At 62.6% G+C, this 20,072-nt stretch carries 18 protein-coding genes; 13 read left to right on the top strand and 5 right to left on the bottom strand.

Annotation, left to right across the window (positions count from 1 at the left end; all coding sequences use genetic code 11):
- Nucleotides 1–6 precede the first annotated feature (6 nt).
- A complete protein-coding gene (locus tag K288_RS0124840) occupies nucleotides 7–459 on the bottom strand; it encodes a cupin domain-containing protein (RefSeq protein ID WP_027582005.1) in 453 nt (150 codons plus the stop codon).
- A 16-nt stretch (nucleotides 460–475) separates the two neighbouring features.
- Nucleotides 476–1,642, bottom strand: coding sequence for an ABC transporter substrate-binding protein (locus K288_RS0124835; RefSeq protein ID WP_027582004.1), 1,167 nt, complete (start codon nucleotides 1,640–1,642; stop codon nucleotides 476–478).
- Between the two features lie 281 nt (nucleotides 1,643–1,923).
- On the opposite strand from K288_RS0124835, the gene K288_RS0124830 reads away from it, so the two are divergent.
- The 3 genes from K288_RS0124830 to K288_RS0124820 all read left to right on the top strand — a co-directional run bounded on the left by K288_RS0124830 (nucleotide 1,924) and on the right by K288_RS0124820 (nucleotide 5,013).
- Nucleotides 1,924–2,418, top strand: a complete 495-nt coding sequence (locus tag K288_RS0124830) for a MarR family transcriptional regulator (protein ID WP_027582003.1) — start codon at nucleotides 1,924–1,926, stop codon at nucleotides 2,416–2,418.
- Complete coding sequence (locus K288_RS0124825) at nucleotides 2,415–3,227, top strand: alpha/beta hydrolase (protein WP_027582002.1); 813 nt, start codon at nucleotides 2,415–2,417, stop codon at nucleotides 3,225–3,227. The genes K288_RS0124830 and K288_RS0124825 overlap by 4 nt, the downstream gene beginning before the upstream one ends.
- A gap of 142 nt (nucleotides 3,228–3,369) precedes the next feature.
- Nucleotides 3,370–5,013, top strand: a complete 1,644-nt coding sequence (locus tag K288_RS0124820) for a benzoate-CoA ligase family protein (RefSeq protein WP_027582001.1) — start codon at nucleotides 3,370–3,372, stop codon at nucleotides 5,011–5,013.
- A gap of 106 nt (nucleotides 5,014–5,119) precedes the next feature.
- Here the strand turns inward: K288_RS0124820 and K288_RS0124815 are convergent, their stop codons facing one another.
- On the bottom strand, nucleotides 5,120–6,022 hold the full coding sequence (locus K288_RS0124815; protein ID WP_027582000.1) for a LysR family transcriptional regulator: 903 nt from the start codon (nucleotides 6,020–6,022) through the stop codon (nucleotides 5,120–5,122).
- 156 nt (nucleotides 6,023–6,178) lie between these two features.
- On the opposite strand from K288_RS0124815, the gene K288_RS0124810 reads away from it, so the two are divergent.
- The 9 genes from K288_RS0124810 (at nucleotide 6,179) to K288_RS0124770 (ending at nucleotide 14,464) form a co-directional block, all read left to right on the top strand.
- The gene (locus tag K288_RS0124810) at nucleotides 6,179–7,393 is read left to right on the top strand and encodes an amino acid ABC transporter substrate-binding protein (protein WP_027581999.1); all 1,215 of its coding nucleotides are present in this window, start codon (nucleotides 6,179–6,181) and stop codon (nucleotides 7,391–7,393) included.
- Between the two features lie 155 nt (nucleotides 7,394–7,548).
- Nucleotides 7,549–8,415: a branched-chain amino acid ABC transporter permease gene (locus tag K288_RS0124805; RefSeq protein ID WP_027581998.1), complete on the top strand. Its 867-nt coding sequence runs from the start codon at nucleotides 7,549–7,551 to the stop codon at nucleotides 8,413–8,415.
- On the top strand, nucleotides 8,412–9,347 hold the full coding sequence (locus K288_RS0124800) for a branched-chain amino acid ABC transporter permease (protein WP_027581997.1): 936 nt from the start codon (nucleotides 8,412–8,414) through the stop codon (nucleotides 9,345–9,347). The genes K288_RS0124805 and K288_RS0124800 overlap by 4 nt, the downstream gene beginning before the upstream one ends.
- Nucleotides 9,340–10,089: an ABC transporter ATP-binding protein gene (locus K288_RS0124795; RefSeq protein ID WP_027581996.1), complete on the top strand. Its 750-nt coding sequence runs from the start codon at nucleotides 9,340–9,342 to the stop codon at nucleotides 10,087–10,089. Before K288_RS0124800 ends, K288_RS0124795 begins: the two co-directional genes overlap by 8 nt.
- Nucleotides 10,073–10,813, top strand: a complete 741-nt coding sequence (locus tag K288_RS0124790; protein WP_043160606.1) for an ABC transporter ATP-binding protein — start codon at nucleotides 10,073–10,075, stop codon at nucleotides 10,811–10,813. Before K288_RS0124795 ends, K288_RS0124790 begins: the two co-directional genes overlap by 17 nt.
- A 45-nt stretch (nucleotides 10,814–10,858) precedes the next feature.
- Entirely contained in the window at nucleotides 10,859–11,608 is a 750-nt protein-coding gene (locus tag K288_RS0124785) for a hypothetical protein (protein ID WP_027581994.1), read from the top strand.
- Between the two features lie 321 nt (nucleotides 11,609–11,929).
- Nucleotides 11,930–13,525: a flavin monoamine oxidase family protein gene (locus K288_RS0124780; RefSeq protein ID WP_027581993.1), complete on the top strand. Its 1,596-nt coding sequence runs from the start codon at nucleotides 11,930–11,932 to the stop codon at nucleotides 13,523–13,525.
- A 5-nt stretch (nucleotides 13,526–13,530) separates the two neighbouring features.
- Complete coding sequence (locus K288_RS50205) at nucleotides 13,531–13,947, top strand: cytochrome c (protein ID WP_244443239.1); 417 nt, start codon at nucleotides 13,531–13,533, stop codon at nucleotides 13,945–13,947.
- Between the two features lie 25 nt (nucleotides 13,948–13,972).
- Nucleotides 13,973–14,464, top strand: coding sequence for a RidA family protein (locus K288_RS0124770; protein ID WP_027581991.1), 492 nt, complete (start codon nucleotides 13,973–13,975; stop codon nucleotides 14,462–14,464).
- 9 nt (nucleotides 14,465–14,473) lie between these two features.
- On the opposite strand, the gene K288_RS0124765 is transcribed toward K288_RS0124770, so the two are convergent.
- Nucleotides 14,474–15,646 carry a PepSY-associated TM helix domain-containing protein gene (locus K288_RS0124765; protein ID WP_027581990.1) on the bottom strand — a complete coding sequence of 391 codons (1,173 nt, stop codon included), beginning with the start codon at nucleotides 15,644–15,646 and terminating at the stop codon, nucleotides 14,474–14,476.
- 258 nt (nucleotides 15,647–15,904) lie between these two features.
- Nucleotides 15,905–18,124: a TonB-dependent siderophore receptor gene (locus K288_RS0124760; RefSeq protein WP_201449718.1), complete on the bottom strand. Its 2,220-nt coding sequence runs from the start codon at nucleotides 18,122–18,124 to the stop codon at nucleotides 15,905–15,907.
- 427 nt (nucleotides 18,125–18,551) lie between these two features.
- On the opposite strand from K288_RS0124760, the gene K288_RS0124755 reads away from it, so the two are divergent.
- Entirely contained in the window at nucleotides 18,552–19,976 is a 1,425-nt protein-coding gene (locus tag K288_RS0124755) for a M20/M25/M40 family metallo-hydrolase (RefSeq protein ID WP_043160604.1), read from the top strand.
- Nucleotides 19,977–20,072 lie beyond the last annotated feature (96 nt).

Here is a 20,072-nt window from a genome sequence, read left to right as displayed (position 1 = left end):
TACGTGCTACGCCGGAGGCGGCGGCAGGAAGTGGATGTTGTACTCGGCGGCGAGCCGGACCACGTCGTCCGGATTCTGTTCGCGCATGTTGTGGATCGCCCAGAACAGATCGTAGAGCCTGCGCGTCGGCGACACCCAGAACAGCGTCTTCGCCGCCTGCTGTGACTTGTTGAAGATGCCGTGCGGCTTGCCCATTGGCAGGCGCACGAGATCGCCCGGTGTCGCGGATTCGTCCGCGCCGTCGAGCATGAAGTCCAGCTTGCCTTCGAGAATGTAGAGATATTCGTCCTGGTCAGGATGGATGTGCGGCGGCACGAAGGTGCCGGGCGGAAAGGTCGCGTGCCATGAGAACGAATGCTCGGTGCGGCTCTTCGGCACGTAGGTCTGGCCGAGGATGTTCCAGGTGATGCCTTGAATGCCCTCGTTGGCGCGCGTGATGCCCGCGATCTCGTCGTTCATTGTTCCACTCCCTCGCTTACTTGGCTGAGCAGTCCTTGGCGTAACGGTCGCCATAATTCTCGAACACCTTTTGTACGATCTCGGTCTGGAACTTTCCATCAGGACGTTTCGCGACCTGGGTCAGATAGAAGTCCTGGATCGGATAGCCGTTGGTGTTGAACTTGAAGCTGCCGCGAAGCGAGACGAAATCGGCCTTCTTCAGCGCCGCCGCGACCGCGTCCTTGTTGGAGAGGTCGCCGTTGACCGCCTTCATCGCGCTGTCGATCAAGAGCGCTGCGTCATAGGCCTGCATGGCGTAGGTGCCGGGTACGCTCTTATAGGCGGCTTCATAGGCAGCGACGAACTTCTTGTTCTGGGGATTGTCGAGGTTGGGCGCCCAATTGGCGCCGCCGAACATGCCGACCGCCGCGTCCTGCTGCGCCGGCAGCGTCGATTCATCGACCGTGAACGCCGAAAGCACGGGCACGGTGGCGCCGGCCTGCTTGTACTGCTTCACCAGATTGACGCCCATGCCGCCCGGCATGAAAGTGAACAGCGCATCCGGCTTGAGCGAGGAAATCTTGGTCAACTCGGGCTGAAAATCCAGCGTGTTGAGCGGCGTATAGGACTCGTCCACGACCTCGCCCTTGTAGTCGAGCTTGAAACCGGCCACCGAGTCGCGCCCGGCCTGGTAGTTCGGCACCAGCAGATAGACGCGCTTGTAGCCGCGATCCTGCGCGACCTTGCCAAGGATCTCGTGCACCTGGTCGTTCTGGTAGGAGGTGACGTAGAAGAACGGGTTGCATTCCTTGCCGGCGTAGCTCGATGGGCCGGCGTTGGGCGAGATCAGGAACGTCTTGTTCTCGGTCACGGGGCGATGGATCGCCTGCAGGATGTTGGAGAAGATCGGGCCGACTACGAAATCGACCTTGTCGCGCTCCAGGAGCCCACGCACCTTGGTCACCGCGCCATCCGGCTTGAGCTCATCGTCCACATTGACGACCTCGACCTCGCGGCCAGCCATCTTGCCGCCGAGATCCTTGATCGCCAGCGCAAAGCCGTCACGCACCTGTTGGCCGAGCGCGGCGGCCGGGCCCGACGTCGTCACGATCACGCCGATCTTGATCTTGTCCTGCGCCAGCGCAGGTGTGGCAGCCAGGGTGACCAGCGCCGCCAATCCTGCCAACCTCAATCCCTGTTTCATGGTCTCTCCTCGCGCCAACAAGATCAAAACCTCGCGCACAGCTTATTCTGACGACGGCAAGTGCCGCAAGCGAATGCCTCGCCGCGTCTCGGTCGTCCGCGGACGATGCAAGCGGACCTTACGCAAGCGGTCCGTATGCAAGCGCCGCGCCAAATTGCTTGAAGCTTAAAGAGATTCAGCAGTAACATGGAGCCGCGCTCATTAAGCTTGCGATATGCTGCGAATTGTTTGAAGGTCAAAACGATCGGCTGTGATTGGCGCCGCGAAAGGCGTGATTGCCCATGATGCTTGATTCCGAGACGAAAGCGGTCGAACTTCCGGAAGATCACGGCACGGAGCTTCGGCTCTGGCTTCGGCTTCTGACCTGCACCACCCTGATCGAGGGCGAGGTGCGCAGCCGCCTTCGCGAGCGCTTCGACGTCACGCTGCCGCGCTTCGACCTGATGGCGCAGCTCGACAAGGTGCCTGATGGCATGACGCTGTCCGATCTCTCCAAGCGGATGATGGTGTCGAACGGCAATGTGACCGGTCTGGTGGAGCGGCTGGTGGAATCGGGTCATCTCGACCGCCGCACCTCGGAGACCGATCGGCGCGTGCAGTTCATCCGGTTGACGAAACTCGGCCGCGCCGAGTTCCGCAAGATGGCGGCCGAGCACGAGACGTGGATCGCCGATATCTTCGCCGACCTCTCGCGCAAGGATATCAGCGAGTTGATGCGGCTGCTCGCCAAGACAAAGGCTTCGGCGCAGCGATCGGCCAAGGCGCGGACGCCATGAGTGCCGTCGACTACGAGGTCGAATACAATAATCGCGCGCGGGTGCCGGAACATCCCGCGCTGATCGAGGGCTGGGCCAGGGACGCCGCCGCCTATCGCGCGCAGCATGCACCGCGCCGCATCGCCTACGGTCCCGGCAATCGCCACTCGATCGATCTGTTCGAAAGCGGCGAGGGGCCGATCGTCGTCTTCATCCATGGCGGCTATTGGCAGGCGCTCGACGGCTCCTTCTTCAGCCACTGCGCGCGCGGGCTCAATGCTCACGGTGTCAGTGTCGCCGTGCCGAGCTACGATCTCTGTCCCGAGATCACCATTGCCGACATCATCGGCCAGATACGCGATGCGTCGCGCGAATTGGCGCGGCTCGGCCGACCGCTGGTGATGAGCGGCCATTCCGCGGGCGGGCATCTCGCCGCCTGCATGCTCGCAACGGATTGGCCGGCATTTGATGCGTCGCTGCCGAAACGGCCGGTCATGTCAGCCTATTCGATCTCCGGCCTGTTCGAACTCGCGCCGCTAGTCGAAACCTCGATCAACAGGGCATTGCGCCTGGATGCTGCGGCAGCCGAGGCCGCCAGTCCGCTGTTCTGGCGGCCGCCAGCCGGAACGGCGCTGGACGCGGTCGTCGGCGAAACCGAAAGCGCCGAATACCATCGGCAAAGCCGCGCCATCGTCGAGCAATGGGGTGCGGCCGGCGTTGCCACCCGCTACGGCGTCGTCGCTGCTGCCAATCATTTCACCGCGATCGCGCCGCTCGCCGATCCGGACTCGGCGATGGTTACGCGCCTGCGCGAATTGGCGAGGGGCTGAATTCTCCCGCACGTTCCGGCGAACCGCAAAATCGACCCTTGCGCGAAATTGTTTTAAGTATAAAATTGTTGCCGGATACGCTGCCGGGCGTCCTCGATTTGTGGTCGTGAGCATTCTTGCTGGAAAGCGAGGGGCGATGGATATGGCAGTTCTTGCACCGAAGCTGGGCCCTTCTGCCCATGTCGATACGTTCACGCGCGACAATCTTCCGCCATTCCATCAATGGCCGGAGCTGCTGCTCGACCGGCCGGAATTTCAATATCCAGACTATCTCAACGCCGCAGTCGAACTGACCGACCGCATGGTCGAGAAGGGCTTTGGCGACCGCGTTGCGCTGATCGGCAACGGCCGCCAGCGCACCTACAAGGAACTAACCGACTGGTCGAACCGGCTTGCACATGCGCTGGTCGAAAACTATGGCGTCAAGCCCGGCAACCGCGTGCTGATCCGTTCCGGCAACAATCCGGCTTTCGTTGCCGCCTGGCTCGCCGCGACCAAGGCCGGCGCCGTCGTCGTCAACACCATGCCGATGCTGCGCGCCGGCGAACTGGCGAAGATCGTCGACAAGGCCGAAATCTCGCTGGCGCTGACCGACAGCCGCATCGCCGATGAGCTCGTCGCCTGCGCGAAGACCAGCAAATTCCTCAAGCAGGTCGTCAATTTCGACGGCACGCAGAACCACGACGCCGAGCTTGACCGCGTCGCGTTGAGCAAGCCCGTGCGGTTCGAGGCGGTCAAGACCGGCCGCGACGACGTCGCGCTGTTGGGATTTACATCGGGCACGACCGGCGAGCCGAAGGCGACGATGCATTTCCACCGCGATCTCCTGATCATCGCGGACGGTTATGCGAAGGAAGTCCTTGGCGTCACCGAGAACGACGTTTTCGTCGGCTCGCCGCCGCTGGCCTTCACCTTCGGACTGGGCGGGCTTGCGATCTTTCCGCTGCGCTTCGGCGCCACGGCGACGCTGCTGGAAAACGCCGCGCCGAATCAGATGGTCGAGATCATCGAGACTTACAAGGCCACGATCTGCTTCACCGCGCCGACCGCCTACCGCGCGATGATGGCCGCGATGGACAACGGCGCCGACCTGTCGTCGCTGCGCATCGCAGTTTCTGCCGGCGAGACGCTGCCGGCGCCGGTGTTCGAAAGCTGGACCAGGAAGACCGGCAAGCCGATCCTCGATGGCATCGGCAGCACGGAGATCCTGCACATCTTCATCACCAACCGGATCGCCGATGCCGTGGCGGGCACAACAGGACATCCGGTCTCCGGTTATGAGGCGAAGATCGTCGATGACGACATGAACGAGTTGCCGCCCGGCAGGGTCGGCAAGCTCGCGGTGCGCGGTCCGACGGGGTGTCGCTATCTTGCGGATGCGCGCCAAACCAAATATGTGCGCGATGGCTGGAACCTGACCGGCGACGCGTTCGTGCGCGACGAGAATGGCCGGCTCTCTTTCGTTGCCCGCGCCGACGACATGATCATTTCTTCCGGCTACAACATCGCAGGTCCCGAGGTTGAAGCCGCGCTGCTGACGCATCCCGATGTTGCGGAGTGTGCGGTGGTCGGGCAGGCCGATGAGGAGCGCGGCCAGATCGTCTCGGCCTATGTCGTGCTGAAGCAGGGCTGCGGTTGCGACGAGTTACAGGTCAAGCTCTTGCAGGATCACGTCAAGGCCAAGATCGCGCCGTACAAATATCCCCGCGCCATCAGCTTCGTCGACGCGCTGCCGAAAACGCTGACCGGCAAGATCCAGCGTTTCAAACTGCGCGAAGCGAGCTGATCTAAAGCGTAGTGCCACTTGGTTGAATGGGGCACGACTCCGCTTCACCTTCCCCGCAAGCGGGAGAGGGAGCGCAGCGTCCATCGCGGATGCAATCGATCTAATCTCAGTCCTGCTCTTCCCGCATTCGGCCGATCAGGAGGTCGGCCACCAGTCGGCAGGAGGGCGACAGGTTTCGGCTCGCCAGCCGGACCATGGTCACCTGCGTCGCCTCCAGCCGCTTGTCGCGCAACGGCACGGCAACGAGCAGGCCGGCCTCCAGCGCCGGCACTGCGGCGACGCGCGGCAGGAAGGTGGCGAGATCGGTGCGGGCCGCGAGCGTTTGTGCGAAAGCGAGCGAGTTGGTCTCGTTGCAGACCTCGAGCCTGACCTTGGCCTGCGCGCAGGCGCGATCCACTTCCTGGCGGATGCCGAAGGACGGATCGGGGACCACGACGCGCAGGCCTGCGAGTTCTTTCACCGTGCAACTCGCCTTGTTCGCCAGCGGATGGCGCGGCGAGACGAGCAGGCACAGCGACTGCCGCATCCGCCCGAGCTCGATCAGGTCGCTGCGCGGCGCGCGGCCGAACACGAAGCCGAGGTCGACATCGCTGTGGCCGACCTTCTCGGCCACATCACGCGAGCCCACCATCGTCATCGAGATCGAAATGCCCGGATATTGGCCGGCAAGGTCGACGGCGAAATTCGACAGGAAGCTCATCAGCATGCCTTCGACGGTGGCGATCCTGACCTGCCCCCGCCGCGAGCTGTCGAATTCCTGGACCCTGACCCGGATGCCGTCGAGCTGATTGCGGTTCTCGACCGCGTAGCGGTAGAGCAGGTGACCGGCGCCGGTCAGCTGCATCCCGCGCGGGCCACGCTCGAACAGCTTCGCCGAAAGTTCCTCCTCGATCGCCTGCATCTGCCGGCTGATCGCGCTCGGCGCGATCCGCAACGAGGCTGCCGCCTGCTTGATCGAACCGGATTCGGTGACCTCGCGGAAATATCGGATGGCGGCTGACTCGATCATGCGGCTTTCTTTCCCCTGCCAGCTGCCCAACAACGCGGCATGCGCTGACCAGAGGTCGAATTATTCGATCCCTGACCTCTAATTTCAATGCTTTTATTCGAATGCATGATTTGCCATGATTTTAATCCTGGGCAGGCGGTGGTGGAGAATTGTTCTATGAATAAGTCTTGGGTCTTTCGTTACGCGCGTCTTGCAGTCCCACTTTGGGCGGCGGTGGTCGCCTGCGTTGCCTCGAACGCGTCGGCCGAGGATGTCATCCGTTTCGGCGCGCCGCTGCCGATCACCGGCCCGCTCGCGCCCGAGGCGATCAAGCAGCAGCAGGGCTATGACCTCTGGGCCGAGGAGGCGAACAAGGCCGGCGGCATTTCCGTCGGCGGCAAGAAATACAAGGTCGAGATTGTCTACGCCGACTATCAGTCGAACACGCCGCGCGCGGTGCAGGCGACCGAGCAGATGATTACCCAGGGCAATGTCAACTTCATGTTCGGCGCCTTCGGCTCCGGTGCGGCCAAGGCGGCCAGCACGGTGTCGGAGAAGTACAAGGTGCCGACGCTCGCTGCCACCGCGTCCTCGGTCCAGGTCTACGACCAGGGCTACAAATATCTGTTCGGCACCTTCACGCCGAACGACACGCTGACGACGCCGCTGACCCAGATCATCAAGGCCAAGGTGCCCGAGGTGAAGAAGGTCGCCATCCTCGCGCGCAACGACCTGTTTCCGCTCGCGATCGCACAGGAAATGGAGAAGTCCGCCAAGGCAAACGGCTTCGACCTCGTCTATTTCGAGAAATATGCGATCGGCACGCTCGATCATTCGGCGGCGCTGTCGCAGATCAAGTCGCTCGCGCCGCAATGGATCTTCGTCACCGGCTACATCAACGACCTGCTCCTGGTCCGCAAGCAGATGGTCGACCAGGAGATGAAGGCGCCGGTTGTCACGATGATCGCCGGTCCCGCCTACCAGGAATTCATCGAGTCCGGTGGCAAGACCGCCGAGAACATCACCAGCGCTTCCTGGTGGCATCCGGCCGAGCGGTATGATGGCAAGGACATCTTCGGCTCGACCGAGAATTTCGTGAAGCTGTTCAAGGCCAAGTACAAGAGCGAGCCGGACTATGGCCAGGCTTCCGCGGCGCTCTGCGGCGCGCTGTTCCAGATGGCGATCGAAAAGGCCGGCTCGCTCGATCGCGACAAGGTGCGCGACGAACTAGCCAGGCTCGACGCGGTGACCTTCTTCGGTCCGGTCAGGTTCGGTGCCAACGGCCAGATCAACTCGCTCGATCCGCCGGTCTTCCAGATCCAGGGCGCCAAGCCCGTGGTGTTGTTCCCGGAAGCCATCAAGCAGGGTGATCTCAAGGTCGGCGTGAACTGATGAGCTGTCATTGCGAGCGAAGCGACTTGTCCGCCGAAGCTCAACGAGCGATGGCGGAAGCAATCCATGTCTCCACAAGTAGAAGGATTGGATTGCTTCGTCGCTGCGCGCCTCGCAATGACGACACTCTTGAGCTGATCGGTTAAGGCATTCTCATGCACGCAGCCCAGATCCTGGTGAACGCGGTGGTTCTCGGCTGCCTCTATGCCTGTATTGCGATTGGCTTTTCGCTGGTCTGGGGCGTGCTGAACGTCATCAACCTGATCCACGGCTCCTTCATCGTGCTTGGCGCCTATCTCGCCTTCGGGCTCTACAACGCGCTGCACATCTCGCCCTGGTACTCGATCGCGGTCGCTGCGCCGCTGTTCTTCGTGCTCGGCTACCTGCTGCAGCGGTTGTTGCTCAACCGCGTGATCACGGCGCCGGTGCTGGTGACGCTGACGATGACGTTCGGGCTCGACCTGATCCTGAACAACGCGATGATCTATTTCTTCAAGGCCGATTACCGCAAGCTGACGCTGACGCCGTCGCTCGGATCAGTCTCTATCTTCGACGTGGTGGTGCCGGTCGACCGGCTGATCGCGACGGTCGCCGCACTGGCGCTGACCGGGCTGCTCTATCTGTTGCTGCGGCGCTCGCGCGTCGGGCGCGCCATCGTCGCGGTGCGGCTCGACCGCGACGCTGCCGTGCTGATGGGGGTCGACGTCAAGTCGATCTACGCGATCGCGTTCGGCCTTGGTGCTGCGCTTGCCGGCTGCGCCGGCGTGCTGATGGCGCTGATCTTCCCGATCTCGCCATTGACCTCGTCGGGCTATCTCGGAAAGGCCTTCGTGGTCTGCGTGCTCGGCGGCCTCGGCAGCGTCTCGGGTGCGCTCGCGGGCGGCCTGCTGCTGGCGCTGGTCGAGGGAATTGGTTCGACCTTCTTCGGTCCCGCCCATGCGACCACGCTGTCCTTCATCCTGCTCATCATCTTCCTCATCCTGCGCCCGCAAGGGCTCCTTGGCCGGAAGGGCTTCGAATGACGAGGTCGAATATCGCGCTGCTTGTCCTGCTCGCGGTCGTCGCATCGCTGCCGCTGTTCGGCGGCGCCTATGCGCTGCGGCTCGGCACCATGGCCTGCATGTATGCGATCCTGGCGCTGTCGTGGAATGTGGTCGGCGGTTTTGCCGGCTATCCCTCGTTTGCGACCGCAGCCTTCTTCGGCTTCGGCGCCTACACCACGGGCGTGCTGCTGGGCAAGGGATTGCCGCTCTGGCTTGGCGTCGTCATCGCAGCCGTCGCCGCCTTGCTGATGTCAGCCGTGCTCGGCGCGGCGCTGCTGCGCCTGCGCGGACATTATTTCGCGATCGCAAGCCTCTCGCTGGTCGAGGTGCTGCGCGAACTCGTCAACAATGCCACCGACCTCACCGGTGGTGGCATGGGCCTCAATATCCCGCTGGTGTCCGGCTCCGGCGTGCTCGCGGAAGCGATGTTCTTCTTCTATGCGATGTGGATCCTGCTGCTGCTCACCGCGCTGATGGTGATGGCAGTCGCCGGCTCGAAGCTCGGATTCGGGCTCGCCTGCATCCGCCAGAACGAGACTGCCTCCAGCATGGTCGGCCTCAACACCACTCTCTATAAGAGTATCGCCTTCGGCCTGTCGGCCTGTTTCGTCAGCGCGGCCGGCGGCGTCTATGCGGCCTGGGTGCATTATATCGATCCGTCCGATGTCTTCGACATCCTCTATTCCGTGAAGCCGATCGTGATGGCGCTGATGGGCGGTCTCGGCTCGCCGCTCGGCGTTGCCTGCGGCGCGTTCCTCTATCTCGGGCTCGAGGAGGTGGTCTGGCGCAACTACATCCAATTCCACAGCGGCGTGCTCGGGCTGATCATTGTCCTGCTGCTTCTGTTCCTGCCGCATGGCCTGATCTCATTGCGGCCTGCCAATCTCTGGCGAAAGGCCAAGCATGTCTGAGATCCTTCGCCTCGAAAACGTATCCCGTCATTTCAGCGGCCTGCAGGCGCTGCGTGATGTCACGCTCACGGTCAACAAGGGCGAGGTGCTCGGCCTCATAGGGCCAAATGGCGCCGGCAAGACTACGCTGGTCAACACCATCTGCGGCGTCACGCCGGCCAATTCCGGCGAGATCACCTTCGACGGCAAGGACATCACGCGGATCAAGACCTATCAGGCGGCGCGGCTCGGCCTGGCGCGCACCTTCCAGATCGTGCAGCCCTTTGCCGAATTCACCGCGCTCGACAATGTCGCTGCCGCCGCATTGTTCTCGCAGCCGGGCCAAAGCCTGAAGGCGGCGCGCGAGCAGGCAATGGCGCATCTGGTCTATGTCGGCCTCGAGCTGCAGGCCAATCAGCCTGCCGCGACGCTGACGCTCGCCATGCGCAAGCGGCTGGAGCTTGCGAAGGCGCTCGCGATGAATCCAAAATTGCTGTTCCTCGACGAGGTCAATGCCGGCCTCAACAGCGCCGAGGTCGAGCGCGCGACCAAGCTGATCCATGAGCTCGCCGCCAGCGGCATCACCATCGTGATGATCGAGCATCTGATGAAGGTCGTGCTCAATGTCTGCACGCGCATCGCGGTGCTGCATAACGGCGCGTTGATTGCCGATGGCGCGCCGCGCGAGGTGATCGAGAATCCCGCAGTGGTCGAGGCCTATCTCGGCCAGCAATATGCCAAACGCAATGTCGCCCGTGGCTAGCTCCCTGATCCTCGAATTGAAAGGGCTGTGCGCCGGCTACGGCGAGATCCAGGTGCTGTGGGGCATCGATCTCGAAGTCCGCCACGGCGAGATCACCGCCTTGATCGGTTCCAACGGCGCCGGCAAGACCACGCTGATGCGGGCATTGTCCGGCCTGATCCCGACTACCGCAGGCAACTATTTCTCGGAAGGCCGCGATCTCACCGGCGATACCGCCGCCGAGATCCTTGCCCACGGCATCGCGCATGTGCCGGAGGGGAGGCGGCTGTTCGGCGCCATGAGCGTGGAGGAGAACCTCCTGATGGGCGCATACGCGCGCGATGCGACCCGCGCCGAGATCAATCGCGACCTCGAGCAGGTCTATGCCACGTTCCCGAAGCTGCGTGAGCGTCGGCGGCAGGCGGCGGCGACCTTGTCCGGAGGCGAGCAGCAGATGTGCGCGATCGGCCGCGGCCTGATGAGCGCGCCACTGCTGTTGATGATCGACGAGCTTTCGCTCGGGCTCTCGCCGTTGCTGGTCGAACAGCTGGTGGCGGCGCTGCGCGAACTCAACGCCAACGGCACGTCGATCCTGCTGGTGGAGCAGGACGTCACCATCGCGCTCGATCTCTGCCACCGCGCCTTTGTCATGGACATGGGCCGGATCGTGCGGAGTGGCTCGGGAAGCGAACTGCTCGCCGATCCGATCGTCCGCGATGCCTATCTCGGCGTTCTCCACGAATGACCGAACCCGAGCTTTTCTAAGCCCCTTACGTTGCAAAGAGGTGTCATGATTACGACTATCGAGGTTCAAGACGGCGGTTACCGCTTCATGCCGGGCGTCAGCCAGTATTCCTGCGGTATCGGAGCGCTGCCCGGTTTCACCATCGAACGCGTCCGGTTTGCCGATCCGGTGCCGCTGAAGGCGGGCTTTGCGCAGATTGCCGAAATCCTCAAAAATGCCGGACGTCCGCTCACGGCGTTCGGCGCGTGCGAATTGCGCTCGCCCGCGCCATTCACGGAAGAGGGCTTTCGCGCCTTCAACGAGATCTACATCAAGACTTTGATCGAATGGGGCATCATGAAGGACGGCGTCAATCCGGTGGCGCGCAGCAATGTCTGTCCGAAGATCGCCCCGCCATCCGAGCCCTGCTTCCACGCCTTCTCCTATGCGGTGCCGGCGCCTCAGGCCGCGCCGTCCTTCGTGATCGCCGGCAGCGGCGAATCGGCCGAAGGCAAGGCGAATTATCGCGATCACATCATCAGCCCCGGCGACGTCAGCCCGGCGGGCATGCTTGCCAAGGCAAAATGGGTGCTGGACGAGATGGAACGCCGCATGAGCGCATTTGGCGGCAGCTGGAAGCAGACGACCGGCGTGCAGCTCTACACCGTGCAGGACGTCTACCCGATCCTGGAAAGCGAACTCGGCCGCCGCGGCGTGTTCAGGAACGGCCTGACCTGGCACTTCAACCGCCCGCCGGTGGTCGGTCTCGACTACGAGATGGATTGCCGCTGCGTTCACATCGAAAAGGTGATCTGAGTTCTTCTTCTCCCCGTTCTTACGCGGCCGAGACGAGCATAGCTCTCTGAGAGGGTCGGGATGAGGGGCTCTATCCGCGAAGATAGTGGCGGACGAGTTCGCGGAGGCTCCCCTCACCGAAATTCAGGCCGTGCTTGAATTTCGACCTGTCTCCGCACGCGGGGCGAACTGCAGCGGAGCTCGCCTCTCGATCTCGCATCATCAGATCCAGCGCGCATCAAAAACGCGTGTTGGTGCGCGTTCGACCAAGCCGCTTCCTTGACAGGTGAGTAGCCAATCGTTTCCTTTGCTACTTCAGATCTTGCTCCGACTGGGACGTCAATGCAAAGCGAAGCGGCAGTCATCAGGCGGCGTGATCTTTTCTCGTTGATCGGCGCGATGGCCGGCAGCGCGGCGATGTATCACGCGATGACCAGCCTCGGCTTTGCCTCCGAGTCGCCTTACAAGGGGCCGATGAGGCTCGAAGGGGATCCGAAGGGCGCATCCGTTTTGATCCTCGGCGCGGGACTTGCCGGCATGACGGCGGCGCTGGAGCTGCGCAAAGCGGGCTACAAGGTCCAGATCCTCGAATTCAACAACAGGGCAGGCGGCCGCAACTGGACGCTGCGCGGCGGCGACTCTTTTGTCGAACTCGGCGGCCACAAGCAGACCTGCGAATTCGACCACGGTCTCTACATCAACCCAGGTCCGTGGCGCATACCCTACCACCATCGTGCATTGCTCGATTATTGCAGGCGGCTCGGGGTTGCGCTCGAACCCTTCATTCAGTTGAACCACAACGCCTATCTGCACGCCTCGCGTGCGTTCGACGGCCAGCCGCAGAAGATCCGCGCGATCAAGGCGGATTTCCAGGGCCAGGTTTCCGAACTGCTCGCGAAAGTGACCCAGCAGGGCAAGCTCGACGAAGCGGTGTCCAAGGAAGACCAGGAGATTTTGCTGCAGGCGTTGCGCTCCTGGGGCGCGCTCGATTCCGACTACAGATACAATGCCAATCTGGGCTCGGCCGAGTTCCGCGGCTACGCGCGCGAGCCCGGCGGGGGTTTAAGTCCCGAGCCGTTGCCCAGCGATCCCGTTTCCTTGTCGGACCTCTTGCGGTCGCGGGTCTGGCGTTACCTGCAGAGTTTTGCGCGCTACAATTTCCAGACCACGATGTTCCAGCCGGTCGGCGGCATGGACATGATCGGCAAGGCCTTCGCAAAGGAAGTCGGCGACCTCATCCGCTACAACGCCAAGGTGACGCAGATCCAGCAGAACGATCGCGGCGTCACGGTGAGCTATGTCGACACGACAAATCCGTCGACGACGCTGCACGCAAAAGCGGATTGGTGCATCTGCACGATCCCGCTGTCGATCCTGAGCCAGATCCCGATCGATGTCGGCAGCCGCATGCAGGCCGCGATCGACGCCGTTGCCTATGCCGGCGCGGTCAAGATCGGCCTGCAGTTCAAGCGCCGCTTCTGGGAGGAGGACGAGGCGATCTATGGCGGCATCAGCTATACCGACCTGCCGATCCGGCAGATCGCCTATCCCAATAACGGTTTCAATCGCGCCGGCCGCGGCGTGCTGCTCGGCGCCTACCTGTTCGAGGGCGCGAATGCCTATGAGTTCACTGCGATGACGCCGACGGAACGGATCGCAAGCGCCCTCGAATTCGGCTCCATGATCCATCCGCAATACAAGCAGGAGTTCGAGAATGGCGTTGCGGTCGCCTGGCACCGCGTGCCTTTCACGCTCGGCTGCAGCGGCGAATGGACCGACGAGGGCAGGGCAAAGCATTATAGGCATCTGTGCCAGATCGACGGGCGGATCGTGCTGGCCGGCGAGCACGCATCCGATCTGCCGGCCTGGCAGGAGGGGGCCATCCTGTCTTCGCTCGACGCCATCGGGCGATTGCACGAGCGGGTGGTGAAAACGTGAGGCCGATGCAAACCCGTCTCATTGCGCAAAAGGCAGGCGCTGTGCTGATCGCGTTGCTCCCGGCGGCCACGGGCTTCGCGCAGGACAACATCGCGACGCGCCCGACCTTCAGCTCGGGCTATCGCTTCGTCGAAATGACCGGCGAGGAAATATTCGCCAATGTCTGCCAGGGCTGCCATATGCCCGATGCCTCGGGCGCAGCCGGCGCCGGCGCCTATCCCTCGCTGATTGCCAACCGGAATCTTGCGACCAGCAGCTATGCCGTCCATCTCGTCGTCAACGGCAGGCGCGGCATGCCGGCCTTCGGCGACATGATGACCGATGGCCAAGTCGCCGCAGTTGTGAATTATCTAAGGACGCATTTCGGCAACAGCTACACGGACGCGGTGACGGCCACGGAAGTCAGGGAAGCGCGGCGCTGAACCACGGTTAGACGGGGGGAAACAGATGAAATTTCGCACGATGCTGCCGATTGTCTTGCTCTCGGCGATGGCTTTCTCGCCCGCGCAGGCCGAGATCGTCCGGCATCCAATTCCCAATTCGACATTTCCGATCGCGCAATCGGTGCAGGTCACCGGCAACGCCACGATCTATTATCTCAGCGGCCAGGTGCCGCCGGTGATCAACAAGGACGCCGATCCTTCGAGCCGGGAAGCCTATGGCGACACCAAGGCCCAGACGGTCGGCGTGCTCAACCGGATCAAGGTCATCCTTGAGGGGCTCGGCCTCGGCATGGGCGACGTCATCAAGATGCAGGTGTTCCTGGTGCACAGCCCCAACGCGCCGATGGACTTCAAGGCCTTCATGGAAGGCTATACCCAGTTCTTCGGCGGCAGCCAGCCGAACCTGCCGGCGCGCTCGGTGGTCGGCGTCGCCTCGCTTGCCAATCCCGGCTTCCTGGTCGAGATCGAGGTGGTCGCGGCCAAGGACGCGAAATAGGGTCGCGATTCACTCGCCCGGAACCAGACTCCCGAGCGGCGCCCGCGAAAGGCGCCGATGCCTTCGGCGTGAAAGATAGAGCAGAAAGCCGGTGACCACGAAGAGCGGCATCAGCGCCGCGGCGAGCATGAACAGCAGCTTGCCCGGCCACCCAAATATAGCGCCGCGGTGAATATCGAGCACGCTTGAAAGCATCCGCTCGCCGAAGGTCTTTTCCGCGTAGATCTCCGATGACAGCAGCCGGCCGGTGCTGGCATCGATGCGGAATTCGTCGCGGGCGCCCGGATGCGAGGCATCGCGCGCCCAGGAGCGGATGCGCACGACGGTGCCAGCATCGGCAGGCAGCGTCAGCAGGGCCGTCGCGAAGCTGCTGCCCTGTTCGTGCAGGAATGTCGACCACACGCGATCGAGTGCAAGCGGCTTGGCATCGGCTACGCTGACGTCTCGCGTTGGCTTCGGCTTCATGGGTGCAGCAGCGGTCGAAGGACGCGACAGCAGCCAGGTGGCGCCGTTCTTGTACCAGTCGAACGAGTACCACAGGCCGGTGAGCACTATCACGAGGTAGATCGGCAGCACCCAGGTTCCAGCGACGGCATGCAGCGATCTGTGGAAGCCGCGACCGTGCAACGCCAGATTCGGCTTCAACCACATTTTCACGCTGCGGGCACGACGAGGCCATCGCAGCACGATCCCGGAGATCAGCATTGCGATCAGGCAGATGGCAGTCACGCCGGTGATCTGGCGGCCATAGCCCTTGGCATCGCCGGGCAACAGCAGCCAGCGATGCAGTCTGCGGACGGTGATGAAAAACTCCTCGCCCCGCGGCGAGCCGAGCACGTGCGCATCATAGGGATCGACATAGATCGAGGAAGGCCGGGAACCATCGTCGCTGCGGGCAAACCGGATCCGCACGGCCGCGGACGGGTCAACGGCCATCGTCACGGCCGAAACTTTGCCGAAATCGGGATTGGTCGGCAGCCGCGCGATCAACTGGTCCGGTGTCAGCGTTGGGGCTGAGCGAGCCTCGACCCGCGTGATGTCAGCATTCAGGCCGGCCTGGATTTCATCCTCGAAGCTCATTGTCGCGCCTGATATCCCGATCACAGCCCACACCAGCGAAAGCGCAAGGCCAATGACGGAGTGGACCTGCAACAAGGCGGCCTTGATCGGGTATCTGCTCATAAATTGGAAGGAACAGGTCGCGGGATCGGCGTCGAAATCGGCGAGGCCTGATGATCACCGCCCACTCAACAACATTATCGGAACGATAACGGAAAGATCTTTGTGAGGCCACCCAAGCCGCGTTAACGCAGTTTGTAATAGTTCTACGTTCCGTGCCGTGTGATCGAGCGGCGACGACGAGCTACCGCAAAGAAAAAAGTGTCAGCTTTGCGGAGTTGTCATTTTATTTTTACCTTGTCGCAAGCGCGCAAGGCCGTTTCAGAATTTCACCGTCGCCGACAGCGACACCCGCCGCGCGTCGCCGAGAGCGACGTTCAGGTTGCTCACGGCGGAGGGATAGTAGACGGTGTCGAACAGGTTCTTGACGTTCAGTTGATAGATGACCGGCAGGTTGTCGTATTTGGTCTCATAGCTCGCGAAAACATCGGCGACGACATAGGACGGCAGGACAAAGGTGTTCGCCGCGTCGCCCGGCCGGTCGCCGACATAATGCGCTCCGCCGCCCAGCCGAAGCCGGCCCGGAAGGGCGGTGCCGAAGTCGTAGACCAGGTAAAGCGAGGCCGTGTTCAGGGCGACATTCTGCAGCGCCATGCCGGCCAGCGTCGGATCTTCGATCACCCGCGCGTCGGTGTAGCCATAGCTCCCGATCATGCTCCAGTTGTCGGTCAGCCTTCCGGTGACGTCGACCTCGATGCCGCGCGAGCGCACCTTGCCGGCAGTACGAAATTCAACGATGCCGGTGGCGCTGTTGAGCTGCGATACCAGCACGTTCTTCTTGTCGATATCGTAGAATGCCACCGTTCCCGAGAGCCGCTTGTTGATATCGAACTTGGCGCCGGTCTCCCACGAGACGCCTTCTTCGGGCGCGATGTTGGAGCCGACCACCACGCCGCCGGTGAGCGGCGCGATGGTCGAGGTCGGCTTCAGCGACTGCGTATAGCTCGCGTAGAGGGACAGCTCGTCGGTGAGCTTGAGGATGGCGCCTCCGAGCGGGAGCACCTTGTCTCCGGACAGATCGGTGTTGGCCTTGAACGGACGTCCGCGGCCGGCCAACTGGTCGAAATCCATGTAGCGCACGCCGGCGACCACCGCGACACGATCGGTCACATGCAGCGTGTCCTGGAAGAAGAGAGAATATTGGCCAAGCTTGTCGGTCTGGTCGCTGTCGCTGGGGGAGACTGTCGTGCCTGGGAAGACCAGCCCGTAGACCGGATTGTAGAAATTGAACGAGGGTGTCGCCTGCCTGATCAGGTTCTTGCGATAGATCGTGCGATACTGGCCGTCGCCGCCGAACAGCACGTCGTTGCGCATTCCGCCGATCCAGAAGCCGCCCTGCAGGTAGGACGTCCCGTAGCTTGCATTGCTGAGCGAGCCCTGCGTGCCGTCATTGCTGCGCGTCTCGATCCCGGTCAGGGCATTGACGCCGGTGATGCGGAGCTGGTTGGCGCTGAAGGTCTCGGTATTGTAGCTGTAGGCTGCGTAGAGCTTCCAATCCTCGTTGAGCCGTTGCTCGACCGAACCCTGCACCAGGTCGGATGTTCCCCACATGTTGTTGAAGGGCTCATCGAGCCGGCGCGTCGCCGGGATAGGCAGCGGCGTCTTGGTGATCGGATCGAATGCCGTGCCGCGGTCGAACGGGTAGACGAAATCGCGATGCTCGTAGTTGAGCTGCACCGTGGTCGTGTCGCCGTACCACGCCAGCGACGGCGCAAGCAGCGTTTCGCGGTGACGCCCGAAATTGCGCCAGTAGTCCTCGTTGACGCCATAGCCGATGAAGCGATAGGCGAGACCGCCCTGGCCGATCGGGCCGGTGATATCGAAGGTCGCGTCGGCGCCATCCTTGCTGTTGCCGTAGGTCGAGCCGAGCAAGGTGATCGATCCGTGCTGATAGAGTTCCGGACGCTTGCTGATCGTATTGACGATGCCGCCGGGATCCATGATGCCGTACAGCAGCGATGCGGGTCCCTTCAACACCTCGACGCTTTCGACGGCGGGGTTGAGGCTGCGGCCCTGGACCAGCGGCATGCCGTTGCGCATGATCGAGCCATCGCGATTGTCGCCGAATCCACGCCTGATGACGGCATCCTGGGTGCCGGCAAGCGTATTGGTTTGGGTGATGCCGCTGACATTGACGAGGGCGTCGTCGAGATTGCGCGGCAGTTGATCCTTCAGCACCTGCTCGGGCACGACATTGACGACTTGCGAGGTGTCGAGCGGCGAAGCGCCGGTGCGCAGCGTGGTCGGACTGGGCATCGCGCGATAGCCCAGCTTGGCTGGGTACAGCGCCGCCGCGGCCGCGGCAGCGCGCTCCGATGGCGTGGGCTCCGCCGGCGTGACATTTCGATTTCGTTGTGGCGCGGTCGCTGCCTGAGTCCGCCGCGCGGAGAGGGCTGCCGCGGCGCGCGCTGGCTTGCGCTTCTGCGTCGGCGATTCCACCGTCACCGCCGGCAACGTAGTGCTCGATTGTGCTCGTGCCATCGTGATCGAAGAGCAACTCGCCAGCAAGGCCACGGGGCCGATGAAAAAATACGCACGGCTCCCGCCGCCTCGATTTCGATGGTCTCCCACGAGACGGCGAACGGCACTGATCTTCACTTCGATTCACTTCCAGGCACGTGATTAGCGCGGTGCCTTTAGCAGCCGTCGCGAACAGAAAGAACAGCGCTGGAATTGAATCTCTCTAAGTGCGTACTTCAGGCGAATGATTTGCAAATTTGTAACGCGATAACGCAAGAGCCTGTTGCCGCATCGAACAGGTCTTCAATTTATAGCGAAGGAGCGGGAGACTACTTGACTGTGCCTATGGCCAAGCTCTTTCCGCTATTGCGCTCCCGCCATCTTGCAAAACCTCTGCGTTCCTGTCTGAATATCGCACAACTGAGGCGAGTGGAATCGGAGACCCAAGATGGTTGGAAACGTCAGACCAAGGCTTTCGATCTTGCTATCGACCGCGCTCACGGTGGTGCTGGGAGCCGCCGCGGTTGCCGCGGAAGGGCTGAGCCCGGAGCGCCAGTTCGCGCGCGACGTCTATCAGGAGCTCATCGAAATCAACACCGTCACCGCGACCGGCGACACCGCGAAGGCGGCGGAGGCGATGGCCGCCCGGTTGCGCGCCGCCGGCTTTACCGACAACGACGTGCAGGTGTTCTCGCCGGCGCCGCGCAAGGGCAATCTGGTGGCACGACTGCGCGGCAGCGGCGCGCGCAAGCCGATCCTCCTGCTCGCTCACATCGACGTGGTCCCGGCCAATCGCGAAGACTGGTCGTTCGATCCGTTCAAGCTGACCGAGCAGGACGGCTATTTCTATGCCCGCGGCAGCGGCGACGACAAATACATGGCCGCGGCTTTTGTCACGAACCTGATCCGGTACAAGAAAGAGGGCTACAAGCCCGACCGCGACATCATTGTGGCGCTGGAGACGGATGAGGAGATCCTGGACAGCAACGGCCTCGGCATTCAGTGGCTGTTGAAGAACAAGCGTGACCTGATCGATGCCGAATTCGCGCTCAATGAAGGCGGCGGTGTCGGTCTGAAGGACGGTAAGCCGATCCGAAACACCGTGCAAACCTCCGAAAAGGTCTCGCTGAGCTACCTGCTCGAAGTCAAGAACAGGGGCGGCCACAGCTCGGTGCCGGTAAAGGACAATGCGATCTATCGTCTCGCTGAAGGGCTGGTTCGCCTCTCGAAGTTCAGTTTCCCGATCAATCTGAACGAGACGACGCGAGCCTATTTCGACCGCACAGCACAGTTCGAGAGCGAGCAGACGGCATCCGACATCCGCGCGGTGCTCTCGGACAAGCCCGACCCAGCCGCGATGTCGTTTGTCCGGCTCGCGGCCAATCCTGCCTATAACGCGCAGCTCCGCACCACCTGCGTCGCGACGATGCTCGAAGGTGGCCACGCCGTGAACGCGCTGCCGCAGCTTGCGACTGCCAAGGTGAACTGCCGCATCATGCCAGGCGAACCCGTCGACGGCGTCAAGGCGACGCTGGAGCGCGTGCTCGACGACGAGCAGATCAAGGTCACGCAGATGGGCCAGGCCGTGCTGAGCGCGCCATCGGCGCTGCACGAGGAGATCATGGGCGCAATCGACAAGCTGTCGCACGAATTCTGGCCGACCGCGGCGGTGATCCCGACCATGAGCACCGGCGCCACCGACGGCAGCTATCTGCGCAACGCGGGCATCCCAACCTACGGCCATTCCGGCCTTGCTGCGGATATCACCGACATCCGCGCCCACGGCAAGGATGAACGGATCCTCGTGAAATCGTTCTACGAAGGCGAGGAATATCTTTATCGGCTGGTGAAGACGCTCGCGGGCGGGACGTGAACGCTGCCACGAGAAGGAAGCAGCGCATCATCACGCCTTCTCTGTCATCGCCCGCGAAGGCGGGCGATCCAGTATTCCACAGGCGGTCGTGCTCAA

Source organism: Bradyrhizobium sp. Ai1a-2, from assembly GCF_000426245.1.
Taxonomy (GTDB): domain Bacteria; phylum Pseudomonadota; class Alphaproteobacteria; order Rhizobiales; family Xanthobacteraceae; genus Bradyrhizobium.
The sequence above is the reverse complement of the archived record's forward strand: the minus strand, read 5'-3'. Positions and strand labels throughout refer to the sequence as shown.

What these genes read in the sequence shown, in the direction of transcription:
- K288_RS0124790 (WP_043160606.1), top strand. Translation starts at nt 10,073, where the DNA reads ATGTCGCCCGTGGCTAGCTCCCTGATCCTCGAATTGAAAGGGCTGTGC.
- K288_RS0124820 (WP_027582001.1), top strand. Translation starts at nt 3,370, where the DNA reads ATGGCAGTTCTTGCACCGAAGCTGGGCCCTTCTGCCCATGTCGATACG.
- K288_RS0124785 (WP_027581994.1), top strand. Translation starts at nt 10,859, where the DNA reads ATGATTACGACTATCGAGGTTCAAGACGGCGGTTACCGCTTCATGCCG.
- K288_RS0124760 (WP_201449718.1), bottom strand. Translation starts at nt 18,124, where the DNA reads ATGGCACGAGCACAATCGAGCACTACGTTGCCGGCGGTGACGGTGGAA.
- K288_RS0124840 (WP_027582005.1), bottom strand. Translation starts at nt 459, where the DNA reads ATGAACGACGAGATCGCGGGCATCACGCGCGCCAACGAGGGCATTCAA.
- K288_RS0124815 (WP_027582000.1), bottom strand. Translation starts at nt 6,022, where the DNA reads ATGATCGAGTCAGCCGCCATCCGATATTTCCGCGAGGTCACCGAATCC.
- K288_RS0124830 (WP_027582003.1), top strand. Translation starts at nt 1,924, where the DNA reads ATGATGCTTGATTCCGAGACGAAAGCGGTCGAACTTCCGGAAGATCAC.
- K288_RS0124810 (WP_027581999.1), top strand. Translation starts at nt 6,179, where the DNA reads ATGAATAAGTCTTGGGTCTTTCGTTACGCGCGTCTTGCAGTCCCACTT.
- K288_RS0124805 (WP_027581998.1), top strand. Translation starts at nt 7,549, where the DNA reads ATGCACGCAGCCCAGATCCTGGTGAACGCGGTGGTTCTCGGCTGCCTC.
- K288_RS0124770 (WP_027581991.1), top strand. Translation starts at nt 13,973, where the DNA reads ATGAAATTTCGCACGATGCTGCCGATTGTCTTGCTCTCGGCGATGGCT.
- K288_RS0124780 (WP_027581993.1), top strand. Translation starts at nt 11,930, where the DNA reads ATGCAAAGCGAAGCGGCAGTCATCAGGCGGCGTGATCTTTTCTCGTTG.
- K288_RS0124800 (WP_027581997.1), top strand. Translation starts at nt 8,412, where the DNA reads ATGACGAGGTCGAATATCGCGCTGCTTGTCCTGCTCGCGGTCGTCGCA.
- K288_RS0124835 (WP_027582004.1), bottom strand. Translation starts at nt 1,642, where the DNA reads ATGAAACAGGGATTGAGGTTGGCAGGATTGGCGGCGCTGGTCACCCTG.
- K288_RS50205 (WP_244443239.1), top strand. Translation starts at nt 13,531, where the DNA reads ATGCAAACCCGTCTCATTGCGCAAAAGGCAGGCGCTGTGCTGATCGCG.
- K288_RS0124825 (WP_027582002.1), top strand. Translation starts at nt 2,415, where the DNA reads ATGAGTGCCGTCGACTACGAGGTCGAATACAATAATCGCGCGCGGGTG.
- K288_RS0124755 (WP_043160604.1), top strand. Translation starts at nt 18,552, where the DNA reads ATGGTTGGAAACGTCAGACCAAGGCTTTCGATCTTGCTATCGACCGCG.
- K288_RS0124795 (WP_027581996.1), top strand. Translation starts at nt 9,340, where the DNA reads ATGTCTGAGATCCTTCGCCTCGAAAACGTATCCCGTCATTTCAGCGGC.
- K288_RS0124765 (WP_027581990.1), bottom strand. Translation starts at nt 15,646, where the DNA reads ATGAGCAGATACCCGATCAAGGCCGCCTTGTTGCAGGTCCACTCCGTC.